Origin of the sequence: Enterovibrio paralichthyis, assembly GCF_019209835.1 — a bacterium.
Lineage (GTDB): Bacteria > Pseudomonadota > Gammaproteobacteria > Enterobacterales > Vibrionaceae > Enterovibrio > Enterovibrio paralichthyis.
Window position 1 is genome coordinate 47,874 of sequence record NZ_JAHUTS010000024.1, and the last position, 15,669, is coordinate 63,542.

At 44.9% G+C, this 15,669-nt stretch carries 18 protein-coding genes and 2 pseudogenes; 10 read left to right on the forward strand and 10 right to left on the reverse strand.

Annotated elements, in window-relative coordinates:
• Nucleotides 1–17: 17 nt before the first annotated feature.
• The 6 genes from mobV (at nucleotide 18) to KU854_RS20245 (ending at nucleotide 4,806) form a co-directional block, all read left to right on the forward strand.
• Nucleotides 18–914 (forward strand): MobV family relaxase, encoded by an 897-nt coding sequence (mobV, locus tag KU854_RS20220; protein WP_218360137.1) that lies wholly within the window; start codon nucleotides 18–20, stop codon nucleotides 912–914.
• Between the two features lie 329 nt (nucleotides 915–1,243).
• On the forward strand, nucleotides 1,244–1,543 hold the full coding sequence (locus KU854_RS20225) for a hypothetical protein (protein ID WP_218360138.1): 300 nt from the start codon (nucleotides 1,244–1,246) through the stop codon (nucleotides 1,541–1,543).
• A complete protein-coding gene (locus tag KU854_RS20230; RefSeq protein ID WP_218360139.1) occupies nucleotides 1,536–1,835 on the forward strand; it encodes a hypothetical protein in 300 nt (99 codons plus the stop codon). Before KU854_RS20225 ends, KU854_RS20230 begins: the two co-directional genes overlap by 8 nt.
• On the forward strand, nucleotides 1,825–2,148 hold the full coding sequence (locus KU854_RS20235) for a hypothetical protein (protein WP_218360140.1): 324 nt from the start codon (nucleotides 1,825–1,827) through the stop codon (nucleotides 2,146–2,148). The genes KU854_RS20230 and KU854_RS20235 overlap by 11 nt, the downstream gene beginning before the upstream one ends.
• Nucleotides 2,149–2,925: 777 nt before the next feature.
• The gene (gene miaE / locus KU854_RS20240) at nucleotides 2,926–3,687 is read left to right on the forward strand and encodes a tRNA isopentenyl-2-thiomethyl-A-37 hydroxylase MiaE (RefSeq protein ID WP_218360141.1); all 762 of its coding nucleotides are present in this window, start codon (nucleotides 2,926–2,928) and stop codon (nucleotides 3,685–3,687) included.
• A 195-nt stretch (nucleotides 3,688–3,882) separates the two neighbouring features.
• Entirely contained in the window at nucleotides 3,883–4,806 is a 924-nt protein-coding gene (locus KU854_RS20245) for a hypothetical protein (protein WP_218360142.1), read from the forward strand.
• 70 nt (nucleotides 4,807–4,876) lie between these two features.
• On the opposite strand, the gene KU854_RS20250 is transcribed toward KU854_RS20245, so the two are convergent.
• Both KU854_RS20250 and miaE (KU854_RS20255) read right to left on the reverse strand, forming a co-directional pair.
• Nucleotides 4,877–6,313, reverse strand: a complete 1,437-nt coding sequence (locus tag KU854_RS20250) for a restriction endonuclease (RefSeq protein WP_218360143.1) — start codon at nucleotides 6,311–6,313, stop codon at nucleotides 4,877–4,879.
• A gap of 172 nt (nucleotides 6,314–6,485) precedes the next feature.
• Nucleotides 6,486–6,635, reverse strand: a pseudogene (gene miaE / locus KU854_RS20255) (tRNA isopentenyl-2-thiomethyl-A-37 hydroxylase MiaE); the annotation flags it as partial.
• Between the two features lie 134 nt (nucleotides 6,636–6,769).
• Between miaE (KU854_RS20255) and KU854_RS20260 the strand changes: the two are divergent.
• On the forward strand, nucleotides 6,770–7,093 hold the full coding sequence (locus tag KU854_RS20260; protein ID WP_218360144.1) for a hypothetical protein: 324 nt from the start codon (nucleotides 6,770–6,772) through the stop codon (nucleotides 7,091–7,093).
• A gap of 12 nt (nucleotides 7,094–7,105) precedes the next feature.
• Nucleotides 7,106–7,792, forward strand: coding sequence for a helix-turn-helix transcriptional regulator (locus tag KU854_RS20265; RefSeq protein ID WP_218360145.1), 687 nt, complete (start codon nucleotides 7,106–7,108; stop codon nucleotides 7,790–7,792).
• 13 nt (nucleotides 7,793–7,805) lie between these two features.
• Here the strand turns inward: KU854_RS20265 and KU854_RS20270 are convergent, their stop codons facing one another.
• From KU854_RS20270 to KU854_RS20305, 8 genes are read right to left on the reverse strand one after another with little or no spacing between them, the layout of a single operon-like run.
• Nucleotides 7,806–8,165, reverse strand: coding sequence for a c-type cytochrome (locus KU854_RS20270; protein ID WP_218360146.1), 360 nt, complete (start codon nucleotides 8,163–8,165; stop codon nucleotides 7,806–7,808).
• Nucleotides 8,162–8,665 carry a TlpA family protein disulfide reductase gene (locus tag KU854_RS20275; RefSeq protein WP_218360147.1) on the reverse strand — a complete coding sequence of 168 codons (504 nt, stop codon included), beginning with the start codon at nucleotides 8,663–8,665 and terminating at the stop codon, nucleotides 8,162–8,164. Before KU854_RS20275 ends, KU854_RS20270 begins: the two co-directional genes overlap by 4 nt.
• Entirely contained in the window at nucleotides 8,665–9,261 is a 597-nt protein-coding gene (locus KU854_RS20280) for an SCO family protein (RefSeq protein WP_218360148.1), read from the reverse strand. Before KU854_RS20280 ends, KU854_RS20275 begins: the two co-directional genes overlap by 1 nt.
• A gap of 10 nt (nucleotides 9,262–9,271) precedes the next feature.
• The gene (locus KU854_RS20285) at nucleotides 9,272–10,372 is read right to left on the reverse strand and encodes a YncE family protein (RefSeq protein WP_218360149.1); all 1,101 of its coding nucleotides are present in this window, start codon (nucleotides 10,370–10,372) and stop codon (nucleotides 9,272–9,274) included.
• A gap of 47 nt (nucleotides 10,373–10,419) precedes the next feature.
• Complete coding sequence (locus KU854_RS20290; RefSeq protein WP_218360150.1) at nucleotides 10,420–12,093, reverse strand: Lcl domain-containing protein; 1,674 nt, start codon at nucleotides 12,091–12,093, stop codon at nucleotides 10,420–10,422.
• Nucleotides 12,086–12,712, reverse strand: coding sequence for a cytochrome c3 family protein (locus KU854_RS20295; RefSeq protein WP_218360151.1), 627 nt, complete (start codon nucleotides 12,710–12,712; stop codon nucleotides 12,086–12,088). The genes KU854_RS20290 and KU854_RS20295 overlap by 8 nt, the downstream gene beginning before the upstream one ends.
• Nucleotides 12,713–12,714: 2 nt before the next feature.
• On the reverse strand, nucleotides 12,715–13,182 hold the full coding sequence (locus KU854_RS20300; protein WP_218360152.1) for a copper chaperone PCu(A)C: 468 nt from the start codon (nucleotides 13,180–13,182) through the stop codon (nucleotides 12,715–12,717).
• A gap of 23 nt (nucleotides 13,183–13,205) precedes the next feature.
• Nucleotides 13,206–14,183, reverse strand: coding sequence for a porin (locus tag KU854_RS20305; protein ID WP_218360153.1), 978 nt, complete (start codon nucleotides 14,181–14,183; stop codon nucleotides 13,206–13,208).
• A gap of 280 nt (nucleotides 14,184–14,463) precedes the next feature.
• On the opposite strand from KU854_RS20305, the gene KU854_RS20310 reads away from it, so the two are divergent.
• Complete coding sequence (locus tag KU854_RS20310) at nucleotides 14,464–15,369, forward strand: LysR family transcriptional regulator (RefSeq protein WP_255555662.1); 906 nt, start codon at nucleotides 14,464–14,466, stop codon at nucleotides 15,367–15,369.
• A gap of 50 nt (nucleotides 15,370–15,419) precedes the next feature.
• Nucleotides 15,420–15,506, forward strand: a pseudogene (locus KU854_RS20315) (fasciclin domain-containing protein); the annotation flags it as partial.
• Nucleotides 15,507–15,669 lie beyond the last annotated feature (163 nt).

Sequence of the window (15,669 nt, forward strand, 5' to 3'; positions counted from 1 at the left end):
TTTTATTATTTAAGTAAATGGCCACTACAATTCTCCGATTTTCAAAAATCAAGAGCTATGCAGAACTAAATAAATCATCATGCCATGTTAACAGGTTTTCTCTAACGCCAAATGCTGACCCGAATAGATATAAATCAAATAGAGTTTTAAAGGGGTGTTACAGGTATTCTGATCGTGTTCAACATATATTGAACGCTTATGGGATAAAACCAAGAAAAAACGCAGTTATCGCTATGGATGCGGTGATTGGGTTGTCAGGGGATGTTATAAAAGAAAAATCAGATATAGATGCTTTTGCGAGAGAAGCTAAAAACTTTTTAAATAAGAAATTTGGTAAAAGGTGTTTGGCAATAACGCTGCATCTTGATGAGAAGACACCCCATATTCATGCTTTGATTGTCCCTCTAACTTCAATAAATGGAAAGGTTAGACTTTCAGCTCGTGATACATTTGGAAAGAAGCAACTTTCCGATCTACAAAAGTCATATTTCTCCCATATGAAAGAGTTCTTTGATATTGTGCCTCCAAAACATGGCTGCAAGTCTTCGCATGTAAAGATATCTGAATTCTATAGTAAAATTGAATCTGAAAAAGAAAGTCTTGTTAATAGCTATAAAGAAGAACTAAAAATAGAGATTGGTTTGGCAAAAGAAAAAATTTTAGAAGATAAAATTGAAAATCTAATAAAAAGAATAGAAAAGCACGTGAGAATAAAAGAGAAAGAATTGAAGTTAAAGTTCGGTTACAGAGCAAAGGAATATAGAGAAAAATTTGAAAGAGATAAGCTTGCACTTGAATTAGAAATAAAAGATGCTTTTATTAGAAATCAAAATGACGTAATGGAAGTGGGTGAAATATATTCAGATGCTAAGGTTAAACTGAGAAAGAATAAAGTTGGAATCGGTAATCCTTAGCTTAAGTTTAGGCCAAGTCATTTGTAAATATGTAATTGGTCAATTTTTGCTCATGCCAGCATTTGTAAATATGTAAATGATACTTGATGCATCGTTGAATATGATGAATTTGATAGTGCGGGCAGGCTGGAGTGTTGTTAACTTATTGAATTAAATAGCTTAAATATTATTCGCTTTAGCTTGAAATTTCACAAAATATTGTTCCTAAAAGGTTTTAACAAAAACTTAGGTCATTTACTTGTTGACAAATGGAATAATTGTTGACTGGCGATCTTTTTGTGCTGCATTATGTAGATAAGAAATGAGATTAATATTTTTGAAGAGGTATTATGTCAAGTTTAGAAAGTATTTCCAAAATGTGTGAGCAGTTGTATCTCATGCAACGTTTAGAATGGATTAGATTACTGAAAGAACTTAAGTTTGAAAATTCTGATGTTCCTATTGTTATTAAATTCATCGAAAGAATTGAAGAGTCTGTTGCAACAAACAGAGAAGTTGTTGTTGATAACAATGATAGACGAAAACTTAGAAATGCATTTTTTAATGTTAAAAACAGATGGAATGGAAACATGGTGGAGGTTTTGGAGTACTCAATGGGTGACGTTTTGGATCTTGATTATCATGATTAGCAGCAAGTCAAAACTAATTTCCGTTTTGAATGTAATTGAAAGCAAGGAGAGATTTTGTGGAAATGTCTTTAAAGCTTCGATTTTAAAAGTCATTCAAGAAAGAATCTGTAGCGGTCTCGATCTTACCATAGACCAAGAGTATTACTTTAAAACTGTTAAGTTCGAGGTTGATACCTTTGCGCATGGATATAATGGAATTTTTAGCTATCGAAAAGAAGAGGGTATTGATAGCGATATTCTAATGAAAATTTTCCTTTTAGAGTGTTGGGAGAGCTACACGAATGAATTTTGAAGAAAAACTTTTACATGCTTTGAGTGAGGAAGGTAGCTCTCGAAAGGAGCTATCCTGCTCTAAGTCTTACTTTGAGCTAGCTATTGAGGCACTTGAACTCAACGATTTTGATACGTTCATAAAATACATGAATCTATTTTTGTCTGATAAAAATACTAATACCAGAAAGAAGAAGAAAGCAAAAGAAATCTTGGATCTTGTGATCAAGGAATATGAAAATAATAAGAGAGTGGTCTATCAGTATATCTCTGCTGATATTAACTTTATTTTATATGGGAGTGAAGGGAAAAAACATCAAGGTCTAGGTATGTAAATCTATGATCGGGAATAGAAAGTTCAATCTTCTTTTTGAGCTAATTAATCTCAAGCTTAGAGGAAGTAATAGGTTGTTTGATAAACATGATAATTGCTTCTCAGACGTTAGCTTTCGAGAGATGGAGGCTTTGTCTGGAAAATCAAAAAGTGCAATTCAACGGTTATTTGGTGACCTTATAAAAAATGACTTGTTAAGAGTAGTTGAAGACGTACATGGAAATCGTATGCGAATGCTGAGTCCTCACTTTTTCTGTTTTCGTAATGGCTGGCAGAGAATGTTCATGGAAGCGATGTACAATACTGGGAGCCATGCAAAAGCAATTAAGTGGGCTAAAATGTGCAGAGCCGATTATGCTCTTTACCCTTATAAACATAACTTTGTTGATGAATACACAGGGGAACTTTATCAATTTAAGCCAATCCGATGCTTATCATTGTTAGAGGTAAGATCATGGTGTGAATCGACTAATTCTTATGATAGGACAGACCGAACTAAGCGAAGGTGCCTAGGGAGAGAAGTGGGACAGCAATGTTTCCTAAAAGCCTCATAAAAACAATAGGATAACCGGAGATCTTGTCGCGGTACGCTATTTTTGTTGCCTTGGCAACAAACATTTGGACCTAAAGTTATACTGTTAAGAGCCCATGTTTACATCGCGATGGGCTCTTTCTCCTTGTAGCTCACAATTTCTGACTTGCTTAAAAGCAACGCTTTTTGTCGAAAAAGAGGAGAGTGTGCTAGCATTGCTGCCTTGTTAAATATCGAATCCACGACATGCTATACCAACATCTATTAGCTCCGATAAAAGCATTTCTTCATTGTGAGACACCAAGAGAGTGGGTAGTTGAAGCCCAAAAACCAGAGAATCTCAACGTTATTTTGACTGACCATCTTTTGTGCGAGTTGAAAGCTGCTCAAAGTGCTTTGTTTTTGGTTCGCAAGTACGCGGTAGACGAAGAAACCTCTCAGAGCCTTCAATCTTGGATCAAAATCTACGAAGATTTTGCTTACAAAGGCATAGGTACGATTGAAACGCTAAAAGGCAAAAGTACTGCTTCTAAAAGTATTACTTTGCGGGCGAATTGTACCTACGCGGGAGACTTGGTCGACAAAATGGTTCTATTAATCAAGGAAGAATTACACCACTTTTATCAGGTTTTAGAAATTATGAATGACAAAGGTATTGCTTATAAGGCAATACCAGCGAGTAGATATGCCAAAGGATTGTTGAAACATGTCGCGCACCATGAGCCGTTAGCCCTTATTGATAAGCTAATTATTGGGGCTATCATTGAAGCGCGTTCATGTGAAAGGTTCGCTATGTTGGCACCACACCTAGACGACAAAATGGAACGTTTCTACGTGTCACTACTCCGCTCTGAAGCACGACACTACCAAGATTACCTGACTCTGGCTGGAGAAGTTGCAAACAATGACATTTCGCAACGTGTTAACTTTTTCTTGGCGATAGAAGCGGAGTTGATAGAAAGCAATGACTGTGACTTTAAGTTTCACAGTGGTCGCCCTACCGTTTAATACTAATATTTCTATACGCCATTCAAAGTAGCGGGAACCTAGCCCGCTACTCTTTTTATTGCTCTTATCGCAACCTGCATAAACGAGATAAAAATCTCAAAATTCACCCACTAAATGTATTGCTTTCTGTTCATGAGGTTATTTTAGTGTTAGATAACTAATACGACAGGTGTTCGATTTACTGGTGGAGAAAGTATGGATGAACGTAAGCACAGAATCGTTTTTGGTTATTACTCTGTAACTTGGAAATATGGCATCAACACATTGGAAGAACTGAAAGGAATGTCAACGGAGGTTGTCCCAGAAGATTTTTCGATGGCAATGAAAGGAAAAATATTTTGTCCTAAATGCGCGTCGCCTTTGAGCCGAACTCCAAATATTACGGGCGTGTCCGCCAACAACATAACTGCACATTTTAAACACAAAAGTTCTAAGCTGTATCCGAATAGTAAAAGTTGCATATGGAGAGTAAAGTCACCAGAAGGCTTAAACTATGTAAATGAGGAAGAGGCAAGGAAAGCCATTGAGGATAAGAATCTTATTGTCGTGAGTGGTTGGCGAGAGTTTCCTCCCTCTGGTACAGATGATATAAGCGAGGATGACGAATATTCGAAAACCGCTGTTGAAGATGAGAAAGGACCGGATACTGAGGTTCCAATATCCCGACACAGAGGAAAAGAGTTTAATACTCCTTCAAATATCACTACTGTAATGGCCTTATGTAAGGACTTTCCAGATAATTTGACTAAAGGCTTTTACTTCCCTAACTCTCAGTATCCTATGCTGCTTTCAGATCAGCTATATTCAACGAATAAGATTACTGACGTACTTCCCAGAAAAGAAACGCTATTTTTTGGGAAAATTAGAGAGTATCGGAAGCTAAGCTATCGTCATGTTGTTGAATTGGAATCAGGGGGGAATATATTTAAGCTTTACACAAATCCCGAGCTTGATAAAAGGAAGCGGTTAGATGCTACCTGTGTTGGTAGGTATCTAATTTTTTCCACATTGCCATATTTTGAAGGTAAAAATATTCCGGCTGCAAAGATCGACTTATGGGGTGCTTACAGTGTATTACCAAGGAAGTATGATAAGTTCATTAGAAAACTTGAATATTAATACGTTAAAATCTTTGCCACTTTTTCATTCATATTAAGAAAGGACACCAAAACTAGTGTCCTTTTTATATTTAGTCGATTAAAGCATTCCATGCTTTCCTTAAATAGATGAAATTTTGCTTTTCTCCTGCGTCCTTATACTCTTGAACCAGCAATTCAATGTCTAAATCGTCTAATGCAATAATGTAACCTCTATCGTCCTTTGCAGTATCGACACATCTTAAAGTTAATCGTTCGCGATTCTCAATTGACCTGCATACTAAAATACCTACCTTTCCTCTGCTTGGTGAGAATCTTCCGGACAGTTGATCAATTTCTGGATTTCCGACTTCTTTACCGTAGTTTTTGCATTCGATAAATATTTTTGGTGATGTGTAGTGTTGTGACAACCAATAGAAAAATCCATTCTTTGCCTCGTTGATATATGTAATATCTATGCGCTTTCTTCCTTGATGAATGTTGTGTTGCTTTGTAGGGCTACAAAGAGAAGGATAAAAAATCACTGAGAATATTTTTTCAACTATGTCTTCATATTCTCCGGCGTACTTTGCGCCTACAGGAAGACGTTTCAGGTCTTCTAGCAACGAATCTAAATCAGGGAGAGTAGTTGATTCTATTTCGGCAAATTGAGAATGAGAAAGCGGCTCCGGTGGATTTTCAGCTTTTTGCTCTCGGTATTCATCTAAGACATATGGTTTTTCTATGGTTTGATTGACAATGGCCAGCTTGTCCTTACCGTATTTTTGTACCAATTTTTTTTTGGTTACTCTTAGTCGGCCATTTTTAAGAGATTCTACAAGAGGACTTTGAATCTCTAAGTGCTCTCTCTGCATTTCAGGAAGTAAAAAGTGACTGTAGTATTCGTTTGAGTGATAGCTGATTTTGCTCCTCACAAGAATTTTAGGCACAAGTATAACTTTGCCATATTCACGAGTTACAGGGAGGTCAACCATTGCTTCTTCCCAAATCTCTAACTGAGGGTTCCAGATAGGACCTGATGCGACGTTTTTAGTCAGTTCTATGCCGTGGTATCTGCAGATGTGCTGTGTGTATAAGATTAAAGGTCCACGAAGAATGTTGCAAACCGCATCAGATATCATGTCTGTGCCCACTCCCGGTATTAGTAGGGCGGTATCTTCTAAATCTCTCAGTAAGCCAGAGCTGGCAGCTTTACTTTTGGTCAAAGCACTCCATACGGTATCTGCCGAATTAGTACCAAAACCGTGACCTCTTGATCTACCTGCTGAATAGCCCAAGTGGAATTCGTTACTTTCCTTCAATGATGCTAGGAGTGCTTTAGCTTTTCTATCTTCTCCATTTCGAATTGAACGAAGAACAGTTTCGAAGAAAGTCTGCAGTAAAGAAGAAAGCTCATGTCCCCAATCGGAGTCGAGAGATTTGATAGAGCTAGGATCTAGAAATACCGCTAGATCGGTATTTAACGGAATATCTACAAAATCCAAATACGCTTGGGTTCTGCCTAACTCAAAATACTCGGAAAAGCGCATTGATAATCTCCAATATATGATACTTCATGTATATTGAGGCATTAATCAAAATATCAAGATTGAGAATGGAAAATTAGGAAGAACCTATTGTGATTTCTGAGAGGTGAGTCGAAGGAGTGTCGATACGCGCTGCTCTGGAGGTTTTATGAAATCAATCACACTTGCACACAAAAGCATTCAACTCGCAGTTGGCATGATCGCGCAGCAGGATAGTTTCATTTTCCGGCTTAATTGCCTCATCAATCCACGCCTGTGGCGTTTCGCAGTGCAGGAACTCGCACACTGGCTCGAGCAAACTTTCTAATTCAGGACTTAACGACATCGATTTCTTGATCTTTTAGTGCTTTGAAGCGGCCAAGTATACCGAGCTATCCCCCTCAGAGAAACTCTCCTGACAGGTTCTGTCAGTAGGTGTCAGTAAGCTTTTCCTGACCCCAAACAAAAGGAGAGAACACCATGGAAAACGTTATCGAGTCTGTGAAATTCAAACTGAAAGCCGGTGCCGATGTTCAGCGCTTTCTGGCTGATTCAGAATCCACTCTGTCGTTTATTACCAAGAGTGGGGGGTTCCTGTACCGCTCGCTGAGCGTGAATGAAGAAACACAGGAATGGACAGACATCACTTACTGGCAAGATATGGAAAGTGCCAAGGCAGCGTTTGACGATTTTATGAAACACGAATCGGCGCAGCAGATGGTTTCCCATATCGAAGAAAATTCGGTTGTGATGTCCCACGAACGGGTCAAAATGAATGCAATGGGCGAGTGTGCATCGGCCTAACAGGGAGAGGACATGAGTAAATCGGAGCGCTTGTTTGAGCTTTTAACCCTGCTGCGTAGTAAACGTTACGCGGTGACGGCTAAGGCGTTGGCCGAAGAGCTGTCTGTCAGCGAGCGCACGATTTACCGCGATATTCAGTCGCTGCAACTTTCCGGCGTCCCCATTGAAGGGGAGGCCGGTATTGGCTATCTGCTTGGGAAAGGCTCACACCTGCCACCACTGATGTTCACTGAAGAAGAGATGATGGCGATTGAGCTTGGCATGCGCATGGTGCGGGCTTGGTCGGACAAACGCCTCGCTGCGGCATCAGAGTCTGCTTCGCGTAAAATCCATTCGGTGTTACCGGAAACACTTAAAGCGCAAATCGATGCCTTTCCCCTTGCAGTACCGGCTTTTCACATAGAAACCGCCTGTGCAGATCATGCAGAGCTTTTGCGTTTGGCAACGGCGGATAAGCGCAAAGTGCGGATTGATTACCAAACCGGCGAGGGTAAGAGTACGCAGCGAATCATACACCCGCTAGGGCAGGTGTTCTGGGGCAAGGTCTGGACGCTGGTGGCCTGGTGTGAGCTTCGTGATGAATACCGAAATTTCCGGGTTGACCGTGTGCAGCACTGTTGTGTGCTGGAGGAGTATTTCGATGCGGATGAAATGAAGTCCTTCCAGCACTATTTATCGATGTGTGACAGCCGCGAATAGTCGTTCATCCAAATCAGAAGCTATCCTGTCGTGCTAAATAGAGAGCCATGGCTTTGATTTCTTCCGCACTGAAAGGCTGCATTGCCACTTCCATTGGCACGTACAATCCGTTCTGGCGCTTCTTGTTTTTGTAATCCATCAGCTGGTTATTAAGGTACATCTCCGACTGACCGCCAATCTTGGGGTAAAGCGGAATAACCGGCTCGTTGCCCGTTGCGCCATGGCATTGCATACAACCACCGCGACCGGGGTTTTCGTACAAAGCCTTTCCCTGTGTAAACAGCGCATCCTCCGCAGCCAATACCGGGGTGCAAAATGTGAAGTTCAAAACAGATGCCATCAGAATACCGAATGTTATCGCTGATTTTTTCATTTTTCCGAACTCTCCTCCAAACAAAGCAACCATTCTCTGAAAGGTGTTGTGTCCTCACCGAGATACCCTGCGCCGATATATGCCACCTTGCCATTGACCGCCAATAGGGATGTGGGCAAACCATGGATGCTGAGCGGTTGGAAGGCGCGTAAATCTTCTACAGAAGCCGTCCCAAACGACTCTGCGCCGAGTTTTGCAAGCGTATCGGTAACGTGTTCCGTCAATGCGCCGACATGCACGCCCTGAACGCCGACTTCTGGCGCGTCCGCTAACGAGGCTTTAAGTGACGCCAGCATGGGTAATTCTTTACGACAAGGAGCACACCAGATTGCCCACAGGTTGATAAGCTGAATCCTGGCCTTGGGTAAATCGGTCAGCACCTCCGGCAATGCAATGTTGTTCTCTACCGCCGCAAACGGGGCAGGAGTGGGGCATTCTGCAGCCTGAGAGCTGCTTATTGTGCCGAGTAAAAGCACTAAGCTGAAAATTAGCCTGCGCATTATTGCTTTGCCTCGTTCAGTAGTGGCAGCATTTTTGCCGCGATTTTCTCTGCGCCATCGCCGTAGCCATATACATCCAGCAACTCGCCATCCGGGCTGAAGAAATAGAGATAGGTGGAATGGAACACTTCATACAGGGCGGGGAGCGGCGGATACACCGGCTTGCCGTCACGCGAATAGCCATAGGTAGCACGCAAAGATTTCGCGGCTGCCTTGGTCTGTGCTTCAGTGCCAACCAATCCAGTCAGCTTTGGGTGGAAGTACTGCACGTACTGGCTCAGGTTTTCCGCGGTGTCACGGTTAGGGTCAATAGAGATAAACAGCGGCGTTACCATATTGGCCTTATCACCCAGGCGGTTCATCACGCCAGCCATATCCAGTGCTGTCGTTGGGCAAATTTCAGGGCAGGAGGTATAGCCCACAGCGATAAACAGGTATTGCCCCGGCCAGCTTTTTTCCGTGACTTCACCGCGTTTTGCCTCTTTTAACGTGAAAGCCAGAGGCGCGGAAACCGCATTGGCACTGAAGAGCATCACTGCCATCAGCACAATGTTAAAGGTAACAATGCGAGACAATACGGCAAATTTACCGTCCATATTCAACTCCTTAGTGACAGATAGTGTTGGTCAGACCCATCGCAATAAGATGGGGAGACTTCAGGCCGGTATCCAACTCAGGCAGCAGGCTCTCCAAACGTAAATCGACCACCAAAAGCTTGCTGCTGTTGGCTTGGGTGGCAAACAGGGTTTTGGAATCCGATACTACAACCACGTCGCCCAGTGGGGCATCAAGCGGGAAATTCTTGGCCGGTTTATCGTCAGTGAGGTTAAACACGTTCAGACCTGACTGGGTGGCGACAACGCCGATAGATTCCAGCCAGCCGGTGCGGATTTCGGTGGTTTTGTCTTTGAAATCGACTGATTTGACGGTCTGGCCGCTCCAGGTATTCACCACTTTCCCCTGACCGTTTTCCGCTGCTAAAATCATGTGCTCGCTGTCTGAGCTGACATAAGGGCGCCACGGGGTATCGGCCAGTTCAATATTGGCAAATTCCTGCTCCATAAACAGATCCCAGACGTTGACGGTGTTCTTGGTCAGGTCGCTCACCATCACCAAGCGGGCATCTGGTGACAGGGTGACTTCAGACACTGCACCGCCGCTGCCTAGCTGCAACTCCTTGGATGCAGCATCATGCACACGCCAGATCAAGGTGTGTCCGCTATCTTGCTCAGTGATGTAGAGGTTGTAGCCGCCGGTATCGAAGTTGACGCTGTAAGGTTGGGCAAGCGGCGCGATAGTTTCGAGACTGCGTTTGGTCAGCGGCTCCATCATCACCAATTTGTTGTTCAGACCGACCGCCACCCGTGCGCCATCGGGGGCGATTGTGATGGAGTACGGAATAGAGTCCACGCCCATCGTCCAGTGCGTTTTTTCAACCAGATCATAGATGTAGACCTGCGGCGTTTTGCCGTCGATGTAGATCAGCATGTCCTGCACGTCGGAAACTTCCATCGTAGTTGGGATGGCTTTCAGGGTTAAGGTGTCGACGTGGGTGTGGTTGAAGGTGTCAACGACCGCAACCCGCGAGGAGGTTTTATCTGAGATAAACGCCCAGCGCGCGCCATCGTCATAACGGCCCGGTTCATCAGCGAGTGGGCTCGCACTGATCAGCAGCAATGCGAGTGCCGCGAATTTTTTAATAGCCATAGAAACTCCAATGCCCCCAAGGTTGGGGGCATGTTTTAGTACCAAGATTATGGGTTACGGATACAGCGGGTGTAGAACTCGGTATCTTTGTTCATACCCAGTCCAGAGCCGATGAAGTAACCCTGAGCCCAAGCTGCATTACCTGTATCACTGCGCAGATCTAACATTTCTGCTGTGTGGAACTTCTTACGAGGTGGCAAAGGTCGGACAAACAGGGTTGGTCCTGGAAGATCGCTGGTGCTGCTCCAGAAGAAGTATTTGATTGGTGTGTTCGGGAAGAACTCCTCATCAATCGCCGGAGAGGTTTTGTTGTAGTTTACAATCGACACCAGCTCTTTGATGTTTGGCAGACGCCAGTCTGAGTAGCCCGCGTAATCTAGGTTTTCACAATACTCCAGCGAGTCCCACCAGTTGCGACGTTGGTAGTCGATGTTTTGTTGCCACATACGGTTGGTGACTTTTTCTGTTACCGTCCCGTCCTGGTTATCTACGTATGACATGTTGTGATACGCCGCGCCATTGTCAGCGCGCACACAGCGAACTAGCTTGGTCGAGGCAGTGTGCTGACCCATAATGTGCCCATCAGGAAAACCGATGTGCCAAGCATGATCAGGGTGGTCACTGACTGGGAAGCCCCATAGTCCAGAACTCATCCGCGGCATATTCAGGAAGGCGTCAGTGTTGATTGCCGGACGGAATTCGCCGAGGTCTGTGATCGATTGCAGCTCTTTCATTAGCGGGTATCGCCAATCGTCAAAGCCGTCGATGCTGAGGTCGTCACAGTACTTTTCGCCTTCCACCGCTGTCATCCAGATGCGTGAGGAATCTCGCTCCCACATCAGCTTGGTATTGTTGTCCAACACCGTTTTTCCTGATGGGCTGATGGTATAGCTCAAGGGATTTCGTGGATAGTCGCTGTCTTCACCTTTCTTATCAATGAAGTTCTGAATCTGGCCGGTGTCTGGTAATTTAAAGCCTTCGGGTGAAGGCATACCGATGCCGGTGATGAACTCTTTACGCTCGATTGGCTGGTAGAACATACCGGTTACATAAGCCGTGATATCTGCGTAGTCGTCTTCGCTTAGCATTTTTGCAAACGGTACCATGATGGCGGCTTGACGGTTGGTGCGTTTGCCATCGCGATAGGCGGTGAGCTGCTCGAAAACATACGCAGGCATCTGGCCTTTCAGTGGCGGGTAGGCCGGGTTGGTGCTGGCTCCTTGCTCGCCGTGACACATCTTACAGCTAGCATCGTATTTCTGTTTACCACGCGCAAAAGCCTCGCTTTCAAGTGCTTCTGGGCGTGGGTTCCACTTCATGGTCCGCTCGCTCAACACTAGTGCTACATCTGCAATCTCTTTTGGCGTTACGGTGTATACCATCTGTTTCATCTGAGATGACACGCCGGCCTGACGCTCGATATCCATGTCCACCAGCTGATTGTAAAAGTACTGAGGGTTAAATCCTTCCAGTTTCGGGCTTAGGGTTTCTGGTACTTCTTCCACTGCTGGGCGGTGACAGCCGAGATAACAGCCATAAATGGTACGGTTGGCGATTTGTCGTTCCGTAGTGGACAAGTCAGCCGGTGTACGGTTGATGGTGTAATCTTCGTAGCCGTTATCAATGTCAATGCGCTTTTCTGTCGCCACGGCGGAAACAGAGACCAGCCCCAGCGCTACTGCTACTGCAGCAAATACAGGCTTTTGGAATACCTTAGCCATTGTTTACATCTCCCAGTAACGCAGCCATCTCGCGCATCTTCTCTTCCTGGCGCAGACGCATGTTGCGCTTCAGATCAGGGTGAGCGATATCAAAGTGGCAGCTTGAACATTTCCATTCTTTGTCGGTGTCTTTGCGCGCGAAGGCGAGCTTGTGGGTTTGGTCTGAAACCGGTGAAGTCTCGGTGGCGACCTTGGCACGGTCTTCCAGTGTGCGGTGACAGTTCACACAGCCAGAATCGAACACATACTCAGTGCGTTTCGGATGAAGCTCTTCGTAGTCGAGCGCATCCATCTGCAGCACGTATTCGCCCCAAAGGTGGCGCATGCCAGACGTACCTTTTACGTACAGCTCTTCCACCACGTTGGAGTCAGGCAGGTGGCAGGACACACAGTCCGCGACAAAGCCTTGTGAGTTATTGCCGCCGTGGACGGATTCAGCAAAGGTCTCTGCCATCGGCGCCATGGTGTGGCAGCTGGCACAAAATTCGTTGGTGCTGAAAACATGCAACACTTCAGTCGCTGGCAAGGCAGCCAAAAGGCCCAGCCCGGTACCGGCAAGCAGCAGCACGGCAAGGACGGCGCCCTTTACATTTTTAATGGCTTCAAAAAGCGCTTTCATGGTTATTGACCCGCCTTAATCTGTGCAGAGGTTTTCACTACAGCGTTGCACTTTACTTCAGGGTCGAATGCAACAAGCAGTTCTACGGGGTAGATTTCCCCTGCAACAGGTCGCTTTTTAAGATTGAACAGCATCACATGCTTACCGCCTGGCTTTAGCGTGATGCTTTGCTTTGGCTTAAGGGGGATTTGAGGGATGCGGTGCATCGTCATTACACCATCTACGTGTTTCATGTCGTGCAGTTCGGTGTAGTCAGTGAGTTCTGGCACTATGGCACCAAATAAGGATTCTGGGTTTGGCAGGCGAAGCGCTGCCGTTTCCTCATTGGGTTGATATACCGCCGAGAAGTAGAGAGCGGTTTTGTCACTGCCCGGCGCGGGTTCGCGGATCACGCAATCAGACACTGTGATTGCAGCCTGTGTTGGAACGCTTGCTGCACCAAGAAATATGGCGAAAAGTGCACGCTTCATAGTGGGTATCCCTTCGAGAATAGTTAGAAAGAAACGATGAGGCCGAGGTTGACGTTGTTACCCTTAACAATGGTGTTTTTGGGATGGTTTTTGCCGTCCTCATCAAACAAAGCACCTTCAACAAACACGGCTATGTTCGGGTTAAAGTCGTGGCGAACATTGGCTAAATACAAGGCTTCATTTTCGCGCGATCCTTTCCAATCTGCGTACTGGTAGCCAAGGCTGTACGTGGTGTTGTGCTGCGAATACTTTGCTGACACGCCGTACACATTGCGTGCGTCAAATGGCATGTCGTAATCAAACTCTGCGAGTGCGGCGAGGTAGAGGTTACCAAGGTTATAGCTGGTGGCGACGATCGTGCGCTGGCCGTCTTCTTTGGCGCTGTTGAGCATTTCTTTTGAGGTGAAAGAGTGGTTTAGAACAACACTGAAGATGTCCTGTTTGTAGATAGCTCGAAAGCCCAGTGTGTCTATATCTGAGCCGTTGTACTCATCGCCAGACACTACCGCGGCTTTGAATTGGAATGGGCCATAGAATGGCGTCATCAAGCCCAGTTGGTTATTGGCATAGTGCTTGGCACCAAACAGTAGATTACTGCTGTGGCGCTCCATATTGTTGCTATTGAAGATGTCTACTTTGCTGTAAAGATCATTCCAAGCCCCGGTGGTGCCTGTGCCAATGAATGCTCCGCCAAACAAGGGGTTCATGACAGCCAGATTGGCCTCGCTGATCATTCCATCGTTATCGTCTTCTGTCTCAGCAATCGACTCCGAATATTCCGCCTCCAAGCGGTAGCGAACAGATGTTGTATCTGCTTTAACCATACCCACTACGCCGAATTGTGCCTGTGCAATATCAGTGGTGTAGTCGGCATTTTCATGCCATGACGCCTGCGCTTGGATGCTGCCATACATTTCAGGAAGCGGAAGAGATACGGTGCTAGCTAGTGAAGTGAATGGAAAAAGAGATGCCAATGTGGCAGTTAAAAAGTGCTGTTTCATTATCACACTGCTTTTTGATTTTAATTGGCAGCGAGTATAGGGATATGACGTAGTAAGCAAATCAAAGAAGGTGAATAGCCGTTATGCATAAATTGCATAGGGTGATCTGCGCTACGAATTGGGGATGGCTACATAGGTTAGTGCTGAAGTATCTAATTGTAATATAAGCACTTAACACAATTGCAAACACTCGATCTCTCTATGTTAACTTGGCAATTTTCTTCGTCCGTTTTTCGGCATTGTGTTAGTATCCGCGCGATCCATTCTTCGAGCTGAATTCATGTCTTTTCCGATAGATTCTCTGCGCATGTTTTGCGTGTTGAGCGAAACGCTCAACTTCACTGAAGCGGCAGAGTGTCTGTCGATAAGCCAACCAACGTTAAGCCGAAAAATAAGTCAGCTTGAACAGGCTATCAACGTACGCCTGTTTCATCGTGGTGGTAACCAGATGCATTTAACACCGCAAGGGCGCATGTTTTTGGAAACCAGCCATCAGATACTTGAGCGACTAGACAATACCTTGGAGAGAATTCACGACTCCCCAGAAACCATCCGTGGGGACATCAGCATAGGGTTGTTGCACCCAATGGCGCGCTTTTTGAGTGACTCCTTCTTTAAAGCGTTTAAACAGCGCCACCCTAATGTGAATATTCGCCTAACGACATTACACCCTGCCGATCTGACGGAGATGCCAGATTGTGATGTGATGCTGTCTCCCATGTTGCCTTCTGACCTCTCATTGGTCGCTAAGCCGTTGATGCACTTTAAGTGCATTTTTTGTGCGTCACCTGACTATATTGAACTTCACGGAGAGCCAACACAGCCGATAGACCTAGCGCTACATGCTTGCATTACCAATACAAACTGTCCGCGCCCGAATTCGGCATGGCATTGGGTAGATGGTAAAGGCAATAGCGGTTCGGTGAACGTTGGCGGTGGGATTTCTTCTGATTCAGTTGATATAGCAATAAATCTAGCCACCGCTGGTATGGGCATTGCGTTTGTGCCCAAAGGGCAGGTAGTTGAAAAATTAGAAACCGGTGAGCTACTTGAGCTATTCAACGGCGAGTATTTTTCCAAAGGCACTATTTATGCCATCTATCGCACCCGAGCGTATCTTCCAACACGCTTCACTGTTTTTATGGACGAACTGAAGGCGTTCTTTGAACAAAGCATCCTGAATTGAGTAACGCTGTTTTGCCTAATTTTCAGCACTTGTAATCCATTCCAAATTAAGTGGACAACGCCAACGTGGTGGCAACTGACATCTTGGCATCTAATGGCGTTATTCATGTCATAAACAACGTCATCATTCCTAAGTAAGTGATTCTTCCGGACACAAAAAAACGGGCTTCAAGCCTAATGCCAGTCAGTTAAGCTGACTGGCTTTCTTTTTATTGGGGTATTTCTTTGCCTTAGGCTTCACGGCTCTCGGGTATATTCGCTCTTCTCGCTTAATGGGCAACACATGATGTATCGCTTCCTC